20 protein-coding genes are annotated in these 20,621 nt (G+C 68.0%); 3 read left to right on the top strand and 17 right to left on the bottom strand.

Features of this window, described 5'->3' with window-relative positions:
• Positions 1-22 precede the first annotated feature (22 nt).
• Positions 23-775 (bottom strand): sugar phosphate isomerase/epimerase, encoded by a 753-nt coding sequence (locus tag ABZS29_RS06185; RefSeq protein ID WP_355459030.1) that lies wholly within the window; start codon positions 773-775, stop codon positions 23-25.
• Positions 776-1,036: 261 nt separating this feature from the next.
• Between ABZS29_RS06185 and rarD the strand changes: the two genes are divergently transcribed.
• Genes rarD through ABZS29_RS06200 form a run of 3 tightly spaced genes read left to right on the top strand, consistent with a single transcriptional unit; the run spans position 1,037 to position 2,994 of the window.
• Positions 1,037-1,954, top strand: coding sequence for an EamA family transporter RarD (gene rarD / locus ABZS29_RS06190; protein WP_355459031.1), 918 nt, complete (start codon positions 1,037-1,039; stop codon positions 1,952-1,954).
• 38 nt (positions 1,955-1,992) lie between these two features.
• Positions 1,993-2,475 (top strand): Rrf2 family transcriptional regulator, encoded by a 483-nt coding sequence (locus ABZS29_RS06195; protein ID WP_355459033.1) that lies wholly within the window; start codon positions 1,993-1,995, stop codon positions 2,473-2,475.
• 51 nt (positions 2,476-2,526) lie between these two features.
• Complete coding sequence (locus tag ABZS29_RS06200) at positions 2,527-2,994, top strand: cupin domain-containing protein (protein ID WP_355459035.1); 468 nt, start codon at positions 2,527-2,529, stop codon at positions 2,992-2,994.
• Position 2,995: 1 nt separating this feature from the next.
• Here the strand turns inward: ABZS29_RS06200 and ABZS29_RS06205 are convergent, their stop codons facing one another.
• From ABZS29_RS06205 to ABZS29_RS06280, 16 genes are all read right to left on the bottom strand, one after another.
• The gene (locus tag ABZS29_RS06205; protein ID WP_355459037.1) at positions 2,996-3,775 is read right to left on the bottom strand and encodes a hypothetical protein; all 780 of its coding nucleotides are present in this window, start codon (positions 3,773-3,775) and stop codon (positions 2,996-2,998) included.
• Between the two features lie 195 nt (positions 3,776-3,970).
• Positions 3,971-5,002, bottom strand: a complete 1,032-nt coding sequence (locus tag ABZS29_RS06210) for a polyprenyl synthetase family protein (protein WP_355459039.1) — start codon at positions 5,000-5,002, stop codon at positions 3,971-3,973.
• Positions 4,999-6,525: an NADH-quinone oxidoreductase subunit NuoN gene (nuoN, locus tag ABZS29_RS06215; protein ID WP_355460833.1), complete on the bottom strand. Its 1,527-nt coding sequence runs from the start codon at positions 6,523-6,525 to the stop codon at positions 4,999-5,001. Before nuoN ends, ABZS29_RS06210 begins: the two co-directional genes overlap by 4 nt.
• A gap of 59 nt (positions 6,526-6,584) precedes the next feature.
• Positions 6,585-8,108, bottom strand: a complete 1,524-nt coding sequence (locus ABZS29_RS06220) for an NADH-quinone oxidoreductase subunit M (RefSeq protein WP_355459040.1) — start codon at positions 8,106-8,108, stop codon at positions 6,585-6,587.
• Positions 8,105-9,976 (bottom strand): NADH-quinone oxidoreductase subunit L, encoded by a 1,872-nt coding sequence (gene nuoL / locus ABZS29_RS06225; protein WP_355459041.1) that lies wholly within the window; start codon positions 9,974-9,976, stop codon positions 8,105-8,107. The genes ABZS29_RS06220 and nuoL overlap by 4 nt, the downstream gene beginning before the upstream one ends.
• A 12-nt stretch (positions 9,977-9,988) precedes the next feature.
• Positions 9,989-10,288 (bottom strand): NADH-quinone oxidoreductase subunit NuoK, encoded by a 300-nt coding sequence (gene nuoK / locus ABZS29_RS06230; protein WP_132411663.1) that lies wholly within the window; start codon positions 10,286-10,288, stop codon positions 9,989-9,991.
• A complete protein-coding gene (locus ABZS29_RS06235; RefSeq protein WP_355459043.1) occupies positions 10,285-11,121 on the bottom strand; it encodes an NADH-quinone oxidoreductase subunit J in 837 nt (278 codons plus the stop codon). Before ABZS29_RS06235 ends, nuoK begins: the two co-directional genes overlap by 4 nt.
• A 5-nt stretch (positions 11,122-11,126) precedes the next feature.
• A complete protein-coding gene (gene nuoI, locus ABZS29_RS06240) occupies positions 11,127-11,720 on the bottom strand; it encodes an NADH-quinone oxidoreductase subunit NuoI (RefSeq protein ID WP_355459045.1) in 594 nt (197 codons plus the stop codon).
• Positions 11,713-13,050: an NADH-quinone oxidoreductase subunit NuoH gene (gene nuoH / locus ABZS29_RS06245; protein ID WP_355459046.1), complete on the bottom strand. Its 1,338-nt coding sequence runs from the start codon at positions 13,048-13,050 to the stop codon at positions 11,713-11,715. The genes nuoI and nuoH overlap by 8 nt, the downstream gene beginning before the upstream one ends.
• Entirely contained in the window at positions 13,047-15,458 is a 2,412-nt protein-coding gene (locus tag ABZS29_RS06250; RefSeq protein ID WP_355459047.1) for an NADH-quinone oxidoreductase subunit G, read from the bottom strand. The genes nuoH and ABZS29_RS06250 overlap by 4 nt, the downstream gene beginning before the upstream one ends.
• Positions 15,455-16,756 carry an NADH-quinone oxidoreductase subunit NuoF gene (gene nuoF, locus ABZS29_RS06255; RefSeq protein WP_355459049.1) on the bottom strand — a complete coding sequence of 434 codons (1,302 nt, stop codon included), beginning with the start codon at positions 16,754-16,756 and terminating at the stop codon, positions 15,455-15,457. Before nuoF ends, ABZS29_RS06250 begins: the two co-directional genes overlap by 4 nt.
• A gap of 2 nt (positions 16,757-16,758) precedes the next feature.
• On the bottom strand, positions 16,759-17,583 hold the full coding sequence (gene nuoE / locus ABZS29_RS06260; protein ID WP_355459051.1) for an NADH-quinone oxidoreductase subunit NuoE: 825 nt from the start codon (positions 17,581-17,583) through the stop codon (positions 16,759-16,761).
• Entirely contained in the window at positions 17,584-18,927 is a 1,344-nt protein-coding gene (locus ABZS29_RS06265) for an NADH-quinone oxidoreductase subunit D (protein ID WP_355459052.1), read from the bottom strand.
• On the bottom strand, positions 18,927-19,634 hold the full coding sequence (locus ABZS29_RS06270; RefSeq protein ID WP_355459054.1) for an NADH-quinone oxidoreductase subunit C: 708 nt from the start codon (positions 19,632-19,634) through the stop codon (positions 18,927-18,929). The genes ABZS29_RS06265 and ABZS29_RS06270 overlap by 1 nt, the downstream gene beginning before the upstream one ends.
• Entirely contained in the window at positions 19,631-20,185 is a 555-nt protein-coding gene (locus tag ABZS29_RS06275; protein WP_355459055.1) for an NADH-quinone oxidoreductase subunit B family protein, read from the bottom strand. Before ABZS29_RS06275 ends, ABZS29_RS06270 begins: the two co-directional genes overlap by 4 nt.
• 1 nt (position 20,186) lies before the next feature.
• Positions 20,187-20,546: an NADH-quinone oxidoreductase subunit A gene (locus ABZS29_RS06280; RefSeq protein WP_132411643.1), complete on the bottom strand. Its 360-nt coding sequence runs from the start codon at positions 20,544-20,546 to the stop codon at positions 20,187-20,189.
• Positions 20,547-20,621 lie beyond the last annotated feature (75 nt).

The following is a 20,621-nucleotide window of genomic DNA, read 5'->3' on the forward strand; positions in this document are numbered from 1 at the left end:
CGCGCGCGGCCTGCGCGCCTGCTTACAGCCAGGCGTGCAGGTCGGCGGCGTCCTTGATCAGCTGCTCGGGGTCGTTGTCGGGCACGAACTCCAGCAATGCATTCAGCTCCCGCGGGTCGGCGGCGAGCTTGGCCAGCACCTTGCGCCACAGCGACTCGCGGGTGGCCAACGGACGGCGGGTGCCGTCCGGGTCCCAGGAGAAGACGTGGACCGTGGTCAGCCAGGGCAGCAGGGCATCTAGTTGCTGGAGGCACTCGTCGTCGGGCATGCCCACCGGCGGCTGCCAGTACGTCGTGAGGTTCGGAGCGCCGACATCCATTAGCAATGTGATCGTCGAGTCGACCTCGTCGGTGAGCGTGTTCCGGTGGAACTCGAGGGCGATCTCGATGCCGGAACCGGCAGCGACCTCGGCGAGCTCCGCGAGACCGCGGGTGACGGCCATCCGGTCGCCGACGCCGGCTTCCGCCGTACCGACGGTGCCGGCCCAGACGCGGATACGGGAGGCGCCGAGGGCTTCGGCGGTGGCGACGGTGGCGCGCATCTGCTCGCGGTCGGCAGCGCCGGCCCGCAGGTAAGAGCCGTAGGCGACAGTCTGCAGGCCGTGCACCTCGGTCAGGTTCTTCACCCGGCGGGCGGCGACCAGATCGCCGAGGGGCACGTGGATGTCGCCGCCCCATTCGATCGCCTTCAGGCCCGCCTGTGCCGCGACCTCCACCACCTCGTCGGCCGGCAACTGACGGAACGTCACCGAGACCAGTCCGGTCCTCACACCCACGCGTGCCTCCTAGTGTCCTGCGTCGGACGTTGTTCGAGTGATTGCGGTGTCCAGGTGCGTGCATCGCGGTGCCGGAGGGGCGGCCTCGATGCTTTTCCATCGTGGCTGGTCCTCCGGTGCCGTGAGGTGCGTGCCTGGGCGCCGCAAGCGCCGAAGAACGTCCGACGCAGGACACTCAGTTCACTCCTCTATCCAACCTCATCGTCTCAAGTCATGAGCAAAGCAGTTGGATGCAACTGACTGGCGGACTTAGAGTGAAACGTGCCAGATCAGCGAAAAGGGTTCATCTACGGGTTCACCGCCTATCTGATGTGGGGCCTGTTCCCGATCTACTGGCGGCTTCTCGATCGCTCCGGCGCCATCGAGCTGCTCGCCCACCGGATCGTCTGGTCGCTGCTCACGATCGCGGCCCTGGTCGTCGTACTGCGCAAGTCCGGTCAGGTGAAGGCGCTGCTGCGGCAGCCGCGCAAGCGCTGGGGGCTGATGGCGGCCGCGGTGCTGATCTCGGTGAACTGGGGCACGTACATCTGGGGCGTGGTCAACGGGCACGTGGTCGAGACCTCGCTCGGCTACTTCATCACTCCGCTGTTCGCGGTCTTCCTCGGTGTGGTCGTGCTCAAGGAGCGGCTGCGGCCGGCGCAGTGGGTCGCGCTCGCGATCGCGTTCGCCGCGGTCGTCGGCCTGGCGATCGAGAACGGCCGGCCGCCGTGGATCGCGATCCTGCTGACCTTCTCCTGGGGTTTCTACGGACTCATCAAGAAGAAGGCCGACGCGGGCGCGATCGAGGGGATGGCGATCGAGTCGGCGACCGTGGTGCCGCTCGCGATCGCGGCGATCGCCGTACTGGGGGCGCAAGGCCACTCCACCGTCACGGATCACGGCTCCGGGTACTTCGTCCTGGTCTTGCTGACCGGTCCGCTGACCGCCGTACCACTGCTGTTCTTCGGCGCGGCCGCGACCAGGACCTCGCTGACCACACTCGGCCTGCTGAACTACGTCGCGCCGATCCTGCAGTTCCTGTGCGGCGTCCTGCTCTTCCACGAGCACATGTCAGGGATGCGCTGGGCCGGGTTCGGCCTGGTCTGGCTGGCGCTGGCGATCTTCACCTTCGACGGACTCAACCGGCGGCGCCGGAGCATCGCCCTCGAGCGCGCGGCCCTGGCCACCTCCGCCGTCTAGCTTGACCGGAGCTATTCAGGACATCTAGTATCCAGGTTATGAAGATGAACGAGGGCGTCGAGTGGGCGATGCACAGCTGCGTGAACCTCAGCTGGATGCCCGGCCAGGCGGTCACCGCCAAGCGACTCGCCGCCTTCTACGACCTGCCCACGGCGTACCTGAACAAGCAGTTGCAGGCGCTCGCGCGGGCCGGGATCGTGTCGTCGATCTCCGGCCCCAAGGGCGGGTTTCAGCTGGCTCGGGATCCACGCAAGATCACCCTGCTCGACATCGTCGTGGCGATCGACGGCGCCGACGACGCGTTCCGGTGCACGGAGATCTTGAAGGCCGGGCCGGGCGCGAGCCCGAAGGCCGACTACGTGAAGACCTGCCAGATTTCGCGGGCGATGCGTGCGGCCGAGCTCACCTACCGGCGCGAGCTGGCCGGCCAGACGATCGCCGACATCGCCGACCGGGTGCTGGCGGAGCACCCCGACGCTCCGGACAACACCCGGTCGCACTTCGCCAACCTCAAGGTCTGAGGTTTTGTCTTAATTCTGGATATTTGACGTCTACAATCTGAGGAGTTTTCCATGACGTTCACCAAGCCTGTTCTCGTCCGCGCGGCCGACGGCGAGGTGCTGTCCGCGAGCGGTGTGACGCTGCTGGCCGACGTACCGGAGACCGGTGGGCAGCTGACCAGCCACCGCTCGGTCTTCCAGCCCGGCAAGGAGGGTGCTCCCCCGCACCAGCACCACGAGGCGTCCGAGCTGTTTTTCGTCCTCGGCGGGCAACTGCGGGTGCTGCTCGACGACGAGCTGCTGGTGCTCGACCGCGGCGACTTCCTCGTCGTACCGCCCAGCACGACGCACGCCTTCGAAGCAGCCGGTACGTCGGACGCCGAGGTGCTGTTCGTTCTCACCCACGCGAAACCGCGCTTCGGGTACTACCGCCTGCTCGAGCAGGCCTACCGCGGTGACACCGACTGGGCCGAGGTCGCCGCCACCAGCGACCTCTACGACAACCACTACGCGGAGAGCCCCACCTGGGCCAACCGCTGACTCAGCTCTGCTCGATGCCGCGGTCTGGCTTGGCGGTGGTCTTCTGCTGGGCCGCCGCCGCGGTAGCCGCCGCCGTACGGTCGGCGGTGCCGGCCGTGGGCGAGACGGGCGCACCGGAGTTGCCGAAGGCGGTCTGGAAGGCGCGCATGGCGTCCGGGTCGACCGTCCGGCCGGACGGCAACGTCACTTGGCCCTTGATCTCCGCAGCCTCCGACAGGGCTGCCAGCACGATCTCGTCCTGCTTCAACTGCTCAGCGGTCGGCGGCGCCCCGGGACCCGCCTCGGGGGCGTTCTGCGGCAAGGCATAGATGTCCGGCGCGGTCCCGCCCAGACGGGACGGGACCAGATCGCTGTACCCCTGGGCGACGTACTCCCAGGCCTCGTCGCGACGCTCCTGCTCCTGCTGCCCGTCCAGGATCGCGTCGAACTCGACATCGGCGTACACGGTCGGCCTCCCGCCGCCCACGGTCTTGTAGCCGTCCAGCTGGTACACAGTGGTGTTCGGCCGCACCGGCATCGGTTCGTCGTCGTAGAACCTGTCCCCGAGGTCGGGCTGCTCGATCTTGGTGCCCTTCCCCGCCAGGACGGTACGCCGAGTCTCATCGACCCGGATCGTCCCACCGCGCTGGTACTCCAGCTGCGCACTCTCGAACTTCGAGACCGAGTAGTTGACCTGCCCACCCCGCGCGAGGTGCTTGTGCACGAACTTCAGATAGATCGGCAGCGTCACCGCCGGATCGTTGCTGAACTCCGGCTCACTCTTCCGAAACCCGAACGCCATCCCCCCAGGCTAGGCCGCAAAAGAGTCACCCACCCCAACCAGGCGCCCACCCGCACCCCCTACCCCACGCCCAGGCAATTTGAGGGGATATCCGTCGAACTTCACCCTTCTCCGGTCAAATTTTGAGGGGAGAACCAGCACCTTGAGGGGAGATCCGTTCAAATGGCGCGAGGCGGGCGGGGCGGCCCGGGGAGCTCAGACGGAGCGGGTGACCACCAGGTCGCAGAGGGAGTCGAGGGCTTGGCGGGCGGGGCCTTCGGGGAGGGCGGAGAGGAGCCGGCGGGCGTCGGCGGCGCGGCGGCGGACGTCGTCCTCGGCCTGGGTGAAGGCGGGGTGGGCGCGGAGCAGGTCGAGGGTCTCGGCGAGGCGGGCGTCGTCGGACAGGTCCGAGTCCAGGAGCTCCAGCAGGCGGGCGTCGTCGGGGTTCGACGGGTCGGCCTGGGCGCGGAAGATCAGGACCGGGAGGGTGGGGACGCCTTCGCGGAGGTCGGTGCCAGGGGTCTTGCCGGACTGGCCGGAGTCGCCGGCGATGTCGAGGATGTCGTCGGCGAGCTGGAAGGCGACGCCGATCTCCTCGCCGAAGGCGCGGAGCGACTCCTGGACCTCCTCGGACGCGCCGGCGAAGCGGGCGCCGAAGAGGGCCGAGGTGGCGATCAGGGAACCGGTCTTGTCGGCGACGACGGACAGGTAGTGCTTGAGCGGGTCCTGGCCTTCGCCGACGCCGAGGGTCTCGCGGATCTGGCCCTCGACCAGGCGGCCGAAGGTGCGCGCCTGGATCCGTACGGCGTCGGGACCGAGATCGGCGACCAGGTCGGAGGCGCGGGCGAACAGCCAGTCACCGGACAGGATCGCGACCGAGTTGTCCCAGCGGGCGTTCGCGGTGGCCGAGCCGCGGCGGAGCGCGGCCTCGTCCATCACGTCGTCGTGGTGCAGGGTGGCGACGTGGGTCAGCTCGACCACGACGGCCGCCTTGACGACCTCGTCGCGGTGCTGCTCGACAGCGGCCGGGCCGAACTCGGCGCCGATCAGCACCAGCAGCGGACGGAACCGCTTGCCCCCGGCAACCATGACGTGCTGGGCGGCGGCGGTGACGAACGGCGCCTCGGACTCGGTGGAGTCACGCAGCGCCTGCTCCACCGATTCCAGGCCGGCCCGGACCCGGGCTTCGAGCGCCTCGTCGGCGAACGCGAAGCCCAGGCTCTCGGCCGGCAGCGGGGTCGGACTCAACGGATGAACTCACCCGCGCGGGCCGCCAGCTCCAGCACCGGTCCGGGGACCAGGCCGAGAATCACTGTGGCGGCGAGACCGAGGGCTACCGCGGTCGTGGTCTGCCAGCCCGGCAGCGCCACGTCGGGCGCGTCGGCCGGCAGGTCGGAGAAGAACATCAGCACGATGACGCGGACGTAGAAGAACGCAGCGACCAGGCTGGACAGTACGGCGACGACGACCAACGGCCACGCCCCACCGGTCCAGGCCGCGCTGAAGACCGCCCACTTGCCGGTGAAGCCCGCGGTCAGCGGGATCCCGGCGAACGAGAGCAGGAAGAACGCGAAGATCCCGGCCAGCAGCGGCGACTTCTTGCCGAGCCCGGCCCAGCGGGACAGGTGCGTCGCCTCGCCGCCCGCGTCGCGGACCAGCGTGACGACCGCGAACGCGCCGATCGTCGAGAAGCCGTAGGCGACCAGGTAGAACAGCACCGCCTGGGTGGAGGTGATGCCGGTGTGGACACCGCTGCCCGCCTGGGCCAGGCCGACGAACGCGGTCAGCAGGAAGCCCGCGTGCGCGATCGACGAGTAGGCCAGCATCCGCTTCACGTCGGTCTGGGTGATCGCGACGATCGAACCGATCACCATGGTGAGGATCGCGACGACCCACATCATCGGCGCCCAGTCCCAGCGCGAACCGCCGAGTGCAACGTAGAAGACCCGCATCAGGCCGATGAACGCGGCGATCTTGGTGCAGGCCGCCATGAACCCGGTGACCGGCGTCGGCGCACCCTGGTAGACGTCCGGCGTCCACGAGTGGAACGGTACGGCGCCGACCTTGAACAGCAGGCCGACCCCGATCAGACCGGTTCCGGCGAGCAGGATCGACTCCGCGCCGGTGTCCGTGGCCAGTGCGTCCGCGATTCCGCCGAGCGACATCGTGCCGGCGTACCCGTAGAGCAGCGCGATCCCGAACAGCAGGAACGCGGAGGCGAACGCGCCGAGCAGGAAGTACTTCATCGCGGCTTCCTGCGAGATCAGCCGGCGACGCCGGGCGAGACCGCAGAGCAGGTACAGCGGCAGCGAGAAGACCTCGAGCGCGACGAACAGCACCAGCAGGTCGTTGGCCGACGCGAACAGCATCATGCCGCCGACCGCGAACAGGGTCAGCGGGAAGATCTCGGTGTGCTCGATCCGGGCCGCCGTACCCTCACGCTCGGCCTCGGACCCCGGTACGGCGGCCGCCTGGCCGGCGAACGCGGACAGGCCGCCGTCGAGCGAGCGCTCGGCGAACAGCAGCACGCTGATCAGCGTCAGCGCGAGCAGGATCAGCCAGGTGAACAGCGCCGGGCCGTCGACCGAGATCGCGCCCTGGGCCGCGATCAGTTCCTTGTTGTCGTTGATCAGCAGTCCGGTCAGCACGCCGGCGGCGACGATCGCCACCACCGTGATCGCGAGCTGCGCGACGTGCCGCAGCGCGCGCGGCAGGAACGCCTCGACGATGACGCCGACACAGGCCGCACCGAACACCACGAGCATCGGCATCAGCTCGGTGTATTCGATCTTCGGCGCGACGAAGTCCGCCGCCGGCAGGATCAGGCCGATCACTTCTGTCCCTCCGTCACGGGGATCTCCGGCGCCTTGTCGGTGACCCCGACGCGCTGCATGGTCGATTCGACCGCGGGTTTGATGATGTCGACGATCGGCTTCGGGAAGATGCCGAGGCCGACGATCAGGACCACCAGCGGAACGATCGCGAGGATCTCCCGCTTGTTCAGGTCCTTGAGCTTCTCGATGCCGTCACGCACCGGCCCGGTCATCGTGCGTTGGTACATCAGCAGGATGTAGAGCGCCGCCAGCACGATGCCGAACACCGCGATCACGGCGATCACCTTGTGCTTGCTGAACGTGCCGGCCAGCACCATGAACTCGGAGATGAACGGCGACAGACCGGGCAGCGCCAGGCTGGACAGACCCGCGAACAGGAAAGTTCCGGCCAGCACCGGGGCGACCTTCTCGACCCCGCCGTAGTCGGCGATCCGGGCCGAACCGCGCCGCGAGATCAGGTACCCGGCGACCAGGAACAGCGCCGCGGTCGAGAGACCGTGGTTGAACATGTAGAGCGTCGAGCCGGTCAGCCCCTGCGACGTCAGCGCGAAGATACCCATCACGATGAAGCCGAAGTGCGAGATCGAGGTGTACGCGATCAGCCGCTTGATGTCGGTCTGGCCGATCGCCACCAGGGCGCCGTACAGGACCGAGATCAGCGCGAGCACCAGGACCACCGGGGTGGCCCACTCGGAGGCGTTCGGGAACAGGCCCAGGCAGAACCGGATCATCCCGAAGGTGCCGATCTTGTCCAGGATGCCGACCAGCAGCACCGAGGTGCCCGGCGTCGCCTCACCGGCGGCGTCCGGCAGCCAGGTGTGGAACGGCACCATCGGCGCCTTCACCGCGAAGGCGAAGAAGAAGCCGAGGAACAGCCACCGCTCGGTGTTCTGGCCGATGTCGAGCTTGATCAGGTCACTCAGCAGGTACGACGGCTCGCCGGCGCGCGCCGAGATCACGTAGAGGCCGACCACCGAAGCCAGCATCAGCAGACCGCCGAGCAGCGAGTAGAGCAGGAACTTCACCGCGGCGTACGAACGCTGCGGGCCGCCGAAGCCGCCGATCAGGAAGTACATCGGGATCAGCGTGGCCTCGAACAGCACGTAGAACAGGAAGACGTCGGTGGCGGAGAAGACTCCGATCGACAGTGCTTCCAGAGCCAGGATCCAGGCGAAGAAGGACTTCTCCGACCAGCGGCCCTTGTCCGCGTCGTTCCAGGACGCGATCAGCACGATCGGCGTCAGCAGCGCGGTGAGAACCACCAGCACGATGCCGACACCGTCGAGACCGAGCGCGTAGTTCGCCCCGAAGGCCTTGATCCAGGTGTGCGTCTCGTTGTACTTCTCGGCGCCGTTCTGGTGGTAGCCGACCGCAACGATCGCGGTCAGCACCAGGGTGACGAGCGAGAAGCCGAGCGCCACCTGCTTGGACAGCAGCGCCTTCGCCTTGGGCACCAGCATGGTGACCAAGGCGCCCACGAAGGGCAGCAGCAGTAGGAGGGTCAGCCAACCGATTTTCACGACAACCTCACCGCGAGGAGGGCGACGACCACGAATGCGGCGCCGAAGACCATGCTGAGTGCGTACGAACGGACGAAGCCCGTCTGGAACCGGCGGAGCCGGCCGGACAGCCCACCGAAGAGTGCGGCCAGCCCGTTGACCAGACCGTCCACACCGCGGTTGTCGAGCCAGACCAGCGTCCGGGTGAGGTACTGGCCCGGACGCATCAGGACCGCCTCGTTCAGAGCGTCGCCGTACAGGTCACGCCGGGCGAGGACCGTCAGCGGCGAACCGGCCGGGGCCTCGCGCGGGATGTCCCGGCGGTACTTGAGCACCGCGATCGCGAGACCGACGGCGACCACCGCGAGGGTGATCAGCGTCATCACGATCGCCGGCAGCGGCAGGTGGTGCTCCTCGTGCGCCCCGACCACCGGCTCCAGCCAGTGCTCGATCCAGTGCCCGGCGAAGTACAGCGCGCCACCACCCAGCGACAGCGCCGCCAGAATGATCAGCGGGACCGTCATCACCTTGGGCGACTCGTGCGGGTGCACCTCGTCGTCCCAGCGCTTCTTGCCGAAGAACGTCATCAGCATCACGCGCGTCATGTAGAACGCGGTGATCCCGGCGCCGAGCAGCGCGCACAGACCGATCACGATGTTGTCCGCGAACGCGGCCTCGATGATCTTGTCCTTGCTGAAGAAGCCGGCGAACGGCGGGATGCCGAGGATGGCCAGGTAGCCGAACGCGAAGGTGACGAAGGTGACCTTCATCGAGGTCCGCAGGGCGCCGTAGTGCCGCATGTTCACGTCGTCGTTCATCCCGTGCATGACGGAACCGGCGCCGAGGAACATATTGGCCTTGAAGAAGCCGTGCGTGATCAGGTGGAAGATCGCGAACACGTAGCCGGCCGGGCCGAGGCCCGCGGCCAGCATCATGTAGCCGATCTGGCTCATCGTCGAACCGGCGAGCGCCTTCTTGATGTCGTCCTTGGCGGTACCGATGATCGCACCGGCCAGTGCGGTCACGGTGCCGACGATGACGACCGCGGTCGAGGCGGCCTCGCTCTGCTCGAAGATCGCGTGCGAGCGGACCACCAGGTAGACGCCCGCGGTGACCATGGTCGCCGCGTGGATCAGCGCCGACACCGGGGTCGGGCCTTCCATCGCGTCCAGCAGCCAGGACTGCAGCGGCACCTGCGCGGACTTGCCGCAGGCGGCCAGCAGCAGCATCAGGCCGACCAGCGTGGCCCAGGTGCTCGACATTCCCTCGGCGCCGGCGTTCACGCTCGTGAAGGCCGAGGAGCCGAACAGGGCCCACATGCTCATCACGGCGAGCGAGAGGCCGATGTCACCGACCCGGTTCACCACGAACGCCTTCTTGGCGGCCACCGCGGCCGAGTTCTTGTGCTGCCAGAACCCGATCAGCAGGTACGACGCCAGACCGACGCCCTCCCAGCCGACGAAGACCAGCAGGTAGTCCGCCGCGAGAACCAGCAGCAGCATCGCCGCGATGAACAGGTTCAGGTAGGCGAAGAACCGGCGCCGCCGGGCGTCGTGCTCCATGTAGCCGATCGAGTAGATGTGGATCAGCGAACCCACACCGGTGATCAGCAGCACGAACAGGATCGACAGCGGGTCGATCAGCAGCGTGAAGTCGACCTTCACGTTGCCGACGGTGAACCACTCGAACAGGCGAACCGTCTCGGACCGCTCCTCGCCGTGCAGCCCCTGCATCTGGAAGAACAGCAGGACGCCGCAGACGAACGAGGCCAGCGACGCCGCGGTGCCCAGCAGGTGACCCCACGCGTTGGTGGCCTTGCCACCCAGCAACAGGATGCCTGAGGACACCGCCGGAATCGCGACCAGCAGCCACGTCAGCTCATGACTCATCGGTTTCAGACCTCAGTACTTGAGCAGGTTGGCGTCGTCGACCGAGGCCGAACGACGGGTGCGGAAGATGGCCATGATGATCGCCAGGCCGATCACGACCTCGGCCGCGGCCACCACCATCACGAAGAAGGCGGCGATCTGGCCGTCGAGGTTGCCGTGCTGGCGGGCGAAGCTGACGAACGCCAGGTTCGCCGCGTTCAGCATCAGCTCGACACACATGAACACGACGATCGCGTTCCGGCGTACCAGCACACCCAGTGCGCCGATACTGAACAAGATCGCAGCAAGCACGATATAAGGCTCAGTGCTCACAGCTTGTCCTCCTTGCCGAAGCCGCTCAGGTCGGTGCTCTCAGCATCGGAGTTCACCTGGTCACCGGGGTCGCCCTCGGTGATCTCGCGGACGGTCTCGATGTCCGTGCGCTCCTCAGCCTCGGGGAACACGGTGCCACGAGCCTGCAGGACGCGCGAAACCGAGGTCGGTGCGATCGATCCGTCGGGCAGCAGCGCCGGCGTGTCGACGGCGTTGTGCCGGGCCAGTACGCCGGGAGTCGGCAGCGGACCCGGGTGGATCCCCTGCTCGGCGTACTTGCGGATCCGCTCTTCGGCGTGGTCGCGCTGGGTGCGCTTCTTGGTCAGCCGCTCGCGGTGCGCCAGCATCATCGCGCCGAGGGCCGCGGTGATCAGCAGCGCCGAGGTGACCTCGAAGGCGAACACGTACTTGCCGAACAGCAGCTGCGCGATGCCCTTGGGGTTACCGTCCGGCTGCGCGTCGGCCAGGCCGATCGGGTTGCCGTAGATGCCGTTGCCGACCGCGGCGACGATCAGGATGCCGAAGCCGAGGAAGGCGATGCCGGCGAGCAGCCGCTGACCGCGAATCGTCTCCACCAGGGAGTCGGACGCGTCGACACCGACCAGCATCAGCACGAACAGGAACAGCATCAGGATCGCGCCGGTGTAGACGATGATCTGTACGGCGAACAGGAACGGCGCGTCCTGAGCGGCGTACTGGACGGCCAGGCAGATCATCACCGTCGCGAGCAGCAGCGCGGAGTGCACGGCCTTGCGGACCAGCACCATCGCGATCGCGGCCAGCACCATCACCGGGGCGAGCAGCCAGAACGCGACCTGGGAGCCGACAACCATCGGGATCACTTCGCGTCACCACCCTGGGTGGAGCTCTCCGGGTGCTTCGCGGCGCTCTCCGGGACCACGGCCGAGGCGGTCAGGCCCAGGTAGTAGTCGGTCTGGGACTTGCCCAGCTGCATCGCGTGCGGCGGCTCCTGCATACCGGGCAGCAGCGGCGCCAGCAGATCCTTCTTCTCGTAGATCAGCGAGGCGCGGCTGGTGTCGGCCAGCTCGTACTCGTTGGTCATCGTGAGCGCCCGGGTCGGGCACGCCTCGATGCACAGTCCACAGAGGATGCAGCGCAGGTAGTTGATCTGGTAGACGCGGCCGTACCGCTCACCCGGGGAGAACCGGCCCGAGTCGTCGGCGCCGTCGGTGTTGTCCGCACCCTCGACATAGATCGCGTCGGCGGGGCAGGCCCAGGCGCACAGCTCGCACCCGATGCACTTCTCCAGACCGTCCGGCCAGCGGTTCAGCTGGTGACGGCCGTGGAAGCGCGGTGCGGTCGGCTTCTTCTCGAACGGGTACTCCTCGGTGAACACCTTGCGGAACATCGTCCGGAAGGTGACCCCGAACCCGGCTACCGGGTCCCAGAGGGACTCTTTGACACTAGCCACGACTGCCTTCCTTGCTACGACTGTCGGTCTCGCTCGGGCGCGGCGTACTGACGAGCGGTGGTGGTACCGGGTACCCGCCGGCGAAGGCGTCGAAGTCCTTGCCGTCGGCAACCTCGGTGGTCGGGTCGGTCTTGGGCTTGCTCGGGAGCACCATGCTGATCAGCGCCAGGACGACGACGATCGCCGCGGCGACCAGCAGCGTGGTCCGGCTGAAGGTGGTCTCCCGGCCGACCGCGCGGACGGTGGCGACCAGCAGGATCCAGCCCAGCGAGACCGGGATCAGGATCTTCCAGCCCAGCTTCATGAACTGGTCGTAGCGCAGTCGCGGCAGCGTTCCGCGCAGCCAGATGTAGAAGAAGATGAAGCCCATCAGCTTGCCGAAGAACCACAGCACCGGCCAGTAGCCGGAGTTCGCGCCGTCCCACAGGGAGATCGGCCAGGGGGCCTGCCAGCCGCCGAGGAACAGCGTGGTGGCCAGCGCCGAGACGGTCGCCATGTTGATGTACTCGGCCAGGAAGAACATCGCGTACTTGATCGAGGAGTACTCGGTCAGGAAGCCCGCGACCAGCTCGCCCTCGGCCTCCGGCAGGTCGAACGGCGCCCGGTTGGTCTCACCGATCATCGAGATCACGTAGATCACGAACGACGGGAAGAGCAGGAACGCGTACCAGCCGGGGATCGGGATGTCGACGGCGCCGAACAGGCTGACCGTCTGGTGCTGGCTCTGCGCCGCGACGATGTCCGAGGTGGACATCGAGCCGGCGAACAGGAACACCGTGACGAGCGCCAGGCCCATGCCGACCTCGTAGGAGATCATCTGGGCGCTGGAGCGCAGACCACCCAGCAGCGAGTACGTCGAGTTGGACGACCAGCCACCGAGCACGATGCCGTAGATGCCGATCGAGGCGATCGCCATCACGTACAGCACCGAGACCGGCAGGTCGGTCAGCTGCAACCGGGTGTAAGTGTCGGTGAACGGGATCTTCACGGTCGGCCCGAACGGGATCACCGCGAAGGTCAGGAAGGCCGGGACGGCGACGATCACCGGTGCCAGCACGTAGACGAACTTGTCCACGCCCTTCGGCATCAGGTCTTCCTTGAGCATCAGCTTCACACCGTCGGCCAGCGACTGCAGCAGACCCGCGGGTCCGTGCACGTTCGGCCCGATCCGGTGCTGCATCCGCGCCACCACCCGGCGTTCCCACCAGATGTTGAACAGCGTCAGCAGGACCAGCAGCACGAAGATGATCAGCACCTTGAGGCCGATCACCCACCACGGGTCGTGGCCGACCCCCGCATCCGGCGGGGCAGCCAGCGGAGTCATGATCATGCGTTTCCTCCGGCGATCGTCACGATCGATCCGTGATCGGCGTGCAGCGAACGACGTACGTGCGAGTCGGCCGAGTTGGTCGGCAGCCACACCACGTTGTCGGTCATCGGGGTGATCGCGACCGGGAGCCGGACGGATCCGGCGTCGGTGCTGACCACCAGCTCGTCACCGTCGGCGAGACCGACGCGGTGCGCGGTCGTCACCGACAGCCGGGCCACCGGCTTGCGCGCGGTCGCCGTCAGGTGCGGCTCGCCGTCGCAGGCGCGGCTGTCGTCGATCAGCATCCGCCAGGTCGCCAGGCGGGTGGAGTCGAAGGCGCCGAGCGCGGGACCGGCCTGGTACGTCGGCTCCTGGGCACGGTCACCGTCCCAGCGGCCGAGCTCGTCGTACTCGCGCTTCGCACCGGCCGGCGTGGTGAAGCCGAGCGGGGTGTCCATCTCCTGGGCCAGGGCGGCCAGGGCGCGGACGTCCGGCATCGCGGCCGGCACCTTGAGGACGACCGGGAACGGCCGCTCGCGACCCTCCCAGTTCACGAAGGTGCCGTCCTTCTCCGCCGGCGGAACCACCGGGAAGACGACGTCGGCGTGCTCGGTCACCTGCGAGTTGCGGACCTCGAAGCTGACCACGAACGGCGCGGCGGCCAGCGCGGCCAGCGCCGCGGCCGGGTCCGGCAGGTCGTCGATCTCGACACCCGCGACCACCAGCGCGTCCAGCGACGGAGCCGAGGCCAGGATCTCGGTCAGGTCCTTGCCCGGCGTGGCCGGCAGGCTGTCGACACCCCAGGCGGCCTGCAGGTCGACCCGCGCCTGCGGGTCGGAGACCAGGCGGCCACCCGGCAGCAGGCCCGGCAGACAGCCGGCGTCGAGCGCACCCCGGTCGCCCGCACGCCGCGGGATCCAGACCAGTTGCGCACCGGTGTCGAGCGCCAGCCGCAGCGCGGCCGAGTATCCACCAGGGACCGCGGCCAGCCGCTCGCCGACGATGATGATCGAGTCCGCACCGAGCGCGGCCTTGACGTCGCCGCCCAGGTCGGACAGTACGGCGGCCTCCGTGCCCGGCGCGGCCGGGACGACGAGGCCGTTCAGCTTCTCGACTCCGCGGGACGCGAAGGCGGCGACCGTGAACACCTTGGTGCCGTGGGCCTTGACCGCCTTGCGCAGCCGCAGGAACACCGACGGCGCTTCCTCTTCCGGCTCGAACCCGGCGAACAGCACCGTGCCGGCCTTCTCGAGGTCGGCGAACGTCGTACCGAGTCCGGTGCCGGCCACCGCGGCGGCCAGGAAGTCGGCCTCCTCGGCGGAGTGCGGCCGGGCCCGGAAGTCGATGTCGTTGCTGCCGAGGGCGACCCGGGCGAACTTCGAGTACGCGTAGGAGTCCTCGAGGGTCAGCCGGCCACCGGTCAGGACGGCCGCGTTGCCGCGGGCCGCGGTCAGCTTCTCCGCGGCGAAGGTCAGTGCCTCCGGCCACGACGCCGGCCGCAGTTCGCCGTCCTCGCGGATCATCGGGTGGGTCAGCCGGTCGCCGGTGCTCGCGTAGTTGAACGCGAACCGGTCCTTGTCCGAGATCCACTCCTCGTTGACCTGCGGGTCGTCACCGGCGAGCCGGCGCATCACCTTGCCGCGCCGGTAGTCGACGCGGATCGCGGCGCCCGACGAGTCGTGCTCGGCCACCGACGGCACCGACACGAGGTCGAACGGCCGGGACCGGAACCGGTACGCCGCGCTGGTCAGCGCACCGACCGGGCAGATCTGGATCGCGTTGCCGGAGAAGTAGCTCTCGAAGGGCTCCTTCTCGTAGATGCCGACCTGCTGCAGCGCACCGCGCTCGACCAGCGCGATGAACGGGTCACCGGCGATCTGCTCGGAGAACCGCGTGCAGCGCGCGCAGAGCACGCAGCGCTCGCGGTCCAGCAGCACCTGGGCCGAGATGTTGATCGGCTTCGGGTAGGTCCGCTTCGCCTCGTGGAAGCGGGACTCACCGCGGCCGTTCGTCATCGCCTGGTTCTGCAGGGGGCACTCGCCGCCCTTGTCGCAGACCGGGCAGTCCAGCGGGTGGTTGATCAGCAGGAATTCCATCTGCCCGTGCTGCGCCTTGTCGGCCACCGGCGAGGTCACCTGCGTACGGACCACCATGCCGTCGGCGACGGTGATCGTGCAGGAGGCCTGCGGCTTCGGCATCCCGCGGCCGTTGCCGGCGTCGGTGATCTCGACCAGGCACTGGCGGCAGGCGCCGACCGGGTCGAGCAGCGGGTGGTCGCAGAACCGCGGGATCTGGACGCCGATCTGCTCGGCGGCCCGGATCAGCAGGGTGTTCTTCGGAACCTTGACCTCGATGTCGTCGATGGTGACGGTGATCAGGTCGGTCCGCTCCACCTCCGCGCCGGCCGGCGGGTTCGCTTGGATCGTCATGCGTGGGCTCCAGCGGTAGCGAAGACAGTGCTTGCCATCGGGTCGAACGGGCAGCCGCCCTCGGCGAAGTGCGCCAGGTACTCGTCCTTGAAGTGCGCGATCGAGCTGGTGATCGGCGCGGTCGCACCGTCGGCCAGGGCGCAGAACGAGCGGCCGGTGATGTTCTCGCTCAGGTCGAGCAGGGTCTCCAGGTCCGCTTCGGACCCCTGGCCCTTCTCGAGCCGCTCGAGGATCTGCACCAGCCACCAGGTGCCTTCACGGCACGGGGTGCACTTGCCACAGGACTCGTGCTTGTAGAACTCGGTCCAGCGCAGGACGGCGCGGACCACACACACGGTCTCGTCGAAGATCTGCAGCGCCTTGGTGCCCAGCATCGAGCCGACCGAGCCGACACCCTCGTAGTCCAGCGGGACGTCGAGGTGCTCGGCGGTCAGCAGCGGCGTCGACGATCCGCCCGGCGTCCAGAACTTCAGCTGGTGTCCTTCGCGGACACCGCCGGCCAGGTCGATCAGCTCGCGCAGCGTGATGCCCATCGGCGCCTCGTACTGGCCCGGGCGGGTGACGTGCCCGGACAGCGAGTACAGCGTCATGCCCTTGGACTTCTCGGTGCCCATCGAGGAGAACCAGTCCGCGCCGTTCTTGATGATGGCGGGAACAGAGGCGATCGACTCGACGTTGTTGATCACTGTGGGGCATCCGTACAGACCGGCGACCGCCGGGAACGGGGGACGCAGCCGAGGTTGACCACGCCGGCCCTCGAGCGAGTCGAGCAGCGCCGTCTCCTCGCCACAGATGTAGGCGCCGGCGCCGGCGTGCACGACGACGTCCAGGTCGTAGCCGGTGCCGAGGATGTTCGTGCCGATGAAGCCGGCGTCCTTGGCCTCCTGGACCGCCTGCTGCAGCCGGCGGATCACGTGCAGGACCTCACCGCGGACGTAGATGAACGCGACACTCGCGCGGATCGCGTAGGACGAGATGATGACGCCCTCGACCAGCGTGTGCGGCGAGGCCATCATCAGCGGGATGTCCTTGCAGGTGCCCGGCTCGGACTCGTCGGCGTTCACCACGAGGTACTTCGGCTTCGGGTTGTCCTGCGGGATGAACGACCACTTCATCCCGGTTGGGAAGCCCGCGCCGCCACGACCGCGCAGACCGGAGTCCTTGACGGCGGTGACCACGTCGGCCGGCTGCATCGCCAGCGCCGTCCGGAGGGCGTCGTACCCACCGGTGCGCTGGTACGACGAGAGCTGCCACGCGTTGATCTGGTCCCAGTTGTCGGACAGTACCGGGGTCAGCATGGTCAGTCCTCCTTCCGCGAATCGTCGCCGTTGACCGCTTGGGATTCCTTGCCGGGCTGGTCTTCCGGACGCGGACCGGCGGCAGCCTCCGGGGAGACCGTGGTCTCGGCGGCGCGGCCGTTCGAGCCGTTGCCGTTCGGTGCGGTCCAGTTGCGCTCGCGGGCCAGCCGGAGACCGGCCAGCGACGCCTTGCCACCGGTCGGGCCCTCGTCGGCCCGGCCGTCGGGGAAGCCCGCCAGCACCCGCTCGGTCTCGCGCCAGCTGCAGATGGTGGCGCCGCGCGGCGACTTCACCTCGGCGCCCTCGCGCAGGTCGTCGACCAGCTGAGTGGCCGACTCCGGCGTCATGTCGTCGAAGAACTCCCAGTTCACCATCATCACCGGCGCGTAGTCGCAGGCGGCGTTGCACTCGAGGTGCTCGAGGGTGATCTTGCCGTCCTCGGTGGTCTCGTCGTTCCCGACGTCGAGGTGGCTCTTCAGCCGCTCGAAGATCAGGTCGCCGCCCATCACCGCACACAGCGTGTTGGTGCAGACCCCGACGTGGTAGTCGCCGACCGGACGGCGCTTGTACATCGTGTAGAAGGTCGCCACCGCGGAGACCTCGGCGCCGGTCAGCCCGAGCACCTCGGCACAGGCCTCGATGCCCTCCGGGGTGACCCGGCCCTCGACCGACTGCACCAGGTGCAGCATCGGCAGCAGGGCGGACCGGCCGACCGGGTACCGGGCAGCCAGTTCGCGCATCTCCGCGATCGTTGTCTCGGTGATCGCGGAGTCACCGGTGCTGTAAGGCACCGGCTTGTCGGTCGCGGTCGCGTGGTTCTCAGCCATCTATCGGTCCACTCCACCCATTACCGGGTCAAGGCTGGCGACGGCGACGATCACGTCGGCCACCTGTGAGCCCTCACACATGATCGGCATCGCTTGCAGGTTTGCGAAGGACGGGTCACGGAAGTGCACCCGGTACGGCTTCGTGCCGCCGTCGGAGACGACGTGGCAGCCCATCTCGCCGCGCGGCGACTCGATCGCCACGTAGGCCTGACCGGCCGGCACCCGGAAGCCCTCGGTGACCAGCTTGAAGTGATGGATCAGTGCTTCCATCGACTCGCCCATGATGTGCTTGATGTGGTCGAGCGAGTTGCCCATCCCGTCGCTGCCGACGGCCAGCTGGCTCGGCCAGCCGATCTTCTTGTCGGCCACCATCACCGGGTCGCCGTCCATCTTCTCCAGCCGGTCGGCGCACTGCTCGATGATCTTCAGCGACTCCCACATCTCCTGCAGCCGGACCCGGAACCGGCCGTACGAGTCCGAGCTGTCCCAGGTCGGGACGTCGAAGTCGTAGGTCTCGTAGCCGCAGTACGGCTGGGTCTTGCGCAGGTCGAGCGCGTAGCCGGTCGAGCGCACCGTCGGGCCGGAGATGCCCAGTGCCATACAGCCGGCCAGGTCCAGGTAGCCGACGTCCTGCAGCCGCGCCTTGAAGATCGGGTTGGCGTTGCAGAGTTCGGCGTACTCGGGGAGGTGCTTGTTCATCCAGGTGATGTACTCGCGGATCTTGTCCAGGGCGCCCGGGGGCAGGTCCTGGGCGACGCCGCCCGGCCGGATGAACGCGTGGTTCATCCGCAGGCCGGTGATCAGCTCGAACAGGTCCAGCGTCATCTCGCGCTCGCGGAACCCGATCGTCATCACGGTCAGCGCGCCGATCTCCATGCCGCCGGTGGCGATGCAGACCAGGTGGCTGCTGATCCGGTTGAGCTCCATCAGGAGCACCCGCATCACGTTGGCCTTCTCGGGGATGTCGTCCTCGATGCCGAGCAGCTTCTCGACCGCCAGGCAGTACGCCGTCTCGTTGTAGAACGGCGAGAGGTAGTCCATCCGGGTCACGAAGGTCACGCCCTGGGTCCAGGAACGGAACTCCATGTTCTTCTCGATACCCGTGTGCAGGTAGCCGATGCCGCAGCGGGCCTCGGTCACCGTCTCACCGTCGAGCTCGAGAATCAGCCGGAGCACGCCGTGCGTCGACGGGTGCTGCGGGCCCATGTTGACGACGACCCGCTCTTCGGGCTCCTCGCCGAGGCCGGCCACGACCGAGTCCCAGTCCTGACCGGTGACGGTGAAGACCTTGCCCTCGGTGGTGTCCCGGGTGGTCGCGTAGGGGTCTGCGTGTGTTTCGGTCATCAGTTGTACGACCTCCGCGTGTCGGGCGGCGGGATGACGGCGCCCTTGTACTCGACGTCGATGCCGCCGAGCGGGTAGTCCTTGCGCTGCGGGTGCCCCGGCCAGTCGTCGGGCATCTGGATCCGGGTCAGTGCTGGGTGCCCGTCGAAGACGATGCCGAAGAAGTCCCAGGTCTCGCGCTCGTGCCAGTCGTTGGCCGGGTAGACCGAGACCACCGACGGGATGTGCGGGTCGCTGTCCGGGCAGGACACCTCGAGCCGGATCCGCCGGTTGTGGGTGATCGAGAACAGGTGGTAGACCGCGTGCAGCTCGCGGCCGGTCTCGTTCGGGTAGTGCACGCCGCTGACGCCGGAGCAGAACTCGAAGCGCAGGGCCTCGTCGTCGCGCAGGTTCTGGCAGACGGCGACCAGGTGCTCGCGGGCGATGTGCAGGGTCAGTTCGTTCCGGTCGACGACGACCTTCTCGATCGCGTCCGCGCCGACCAGGCCCTCGAGCCGCTCGGTGGCGCCGTCGAACCACGAGCCGTACGGCTTCGGGGTACCGCCGGGCAGTGCGACCTGACGGCGCAGGCCGCCGTACCCGGAGGTGTCACCGGTACCGCGGACACCGAACATGCCCTGTCGCTGGTCGATGACCTCGGCTCCTGGCGTCTGAGCGTCGCCGGCCTCCGAGGTCGCCGGAAGGTTCTCCGGCTGGTGGTCACTCATCGAAGCAGACCCTTCATCTCAAGCGTCGGGGCCGCCGTCAGCGCGGTGGCCTCCTGCTCGGCCTGCAGCGCCTTCTTGTGCGCGCCGAGCTTGCTGTGCTGGATCTGGTCGTGGATCTTCAGGAAGGCGTCCAGCAGCATCTCCGGCCGCGGCGGGCAGCCGGGCAGGTACATGTCGACCGGGACGATGTGGTCCACGCCCTGGACGATGGCGTAGTTGTTGAACATGCCGCCCGACGAGGCGCAGACGCCCATCGCCAGCACCCACTTCGGGTTCGCCATCTGGTCGTAGATCTGGCGCACGACCGGAGCCATCTTCTGGCTCACCCGGCCGGCCACGATCATCAGGTCGGCCTGCCGCGGCGACGCCCGGAAGACCTCCATGCCGAACCGGGCGGCGTCGTAACGCGGCGCACCGGTCGTCATCATCTCGATCGCGCAGCAGGCCAGCCCGAAGGTTGCCGGCCACAACGAGGCCTTGCGCATGTAGCCGAGCAGACCTTCGACGGTGCCCAGCAGTACGCCGGCCGGAAGCTGTTCTTCTAGACCCATATCAGTCCCACTCCAGTCCACCGCGACGCCACACATAGGAGTACGCGATGAAGACGGTGACGATGAAGATGACCATCTCGATCAGCCCGAACAGCGCCATCTGGTCGAAGGCCACCGCCCACGGGTAGAGGAAGACGATCTCGATGTCGAACACGATGAACAGCATCGCGGTGATGTAGTACTTCACCGGGAAGCGGCCACCGCCGACCGGCTGCGGCGTCGGCTCGATGCCGCACTCGTACGAGTCGAGCTTGGCCCGGTTGTATCGCTTCGGGCCGACCAGCGCACTCACGGTGATGCTGCCCAACACGAAGAGCGCCGCGAGCACACCAAGAGCGAGGATCGGTACGTAGGGGTGCATCGCTCGGTGCTCCCTCCTTCAGCCGGTGACTTGTTGGTTGTTCGGTTCAGCCAGCACTTTGTTACCAGTACCGGC

This window comes from Kribbella sp. NPDC005582, assembly GCF_040605415.1.
In the GTDB taxonomy this organism is placed as follows: Bacteria; Actinomycetota; Actinomycetes; order Propionibacteriales; family Kribbellaceae; genus Kribbella.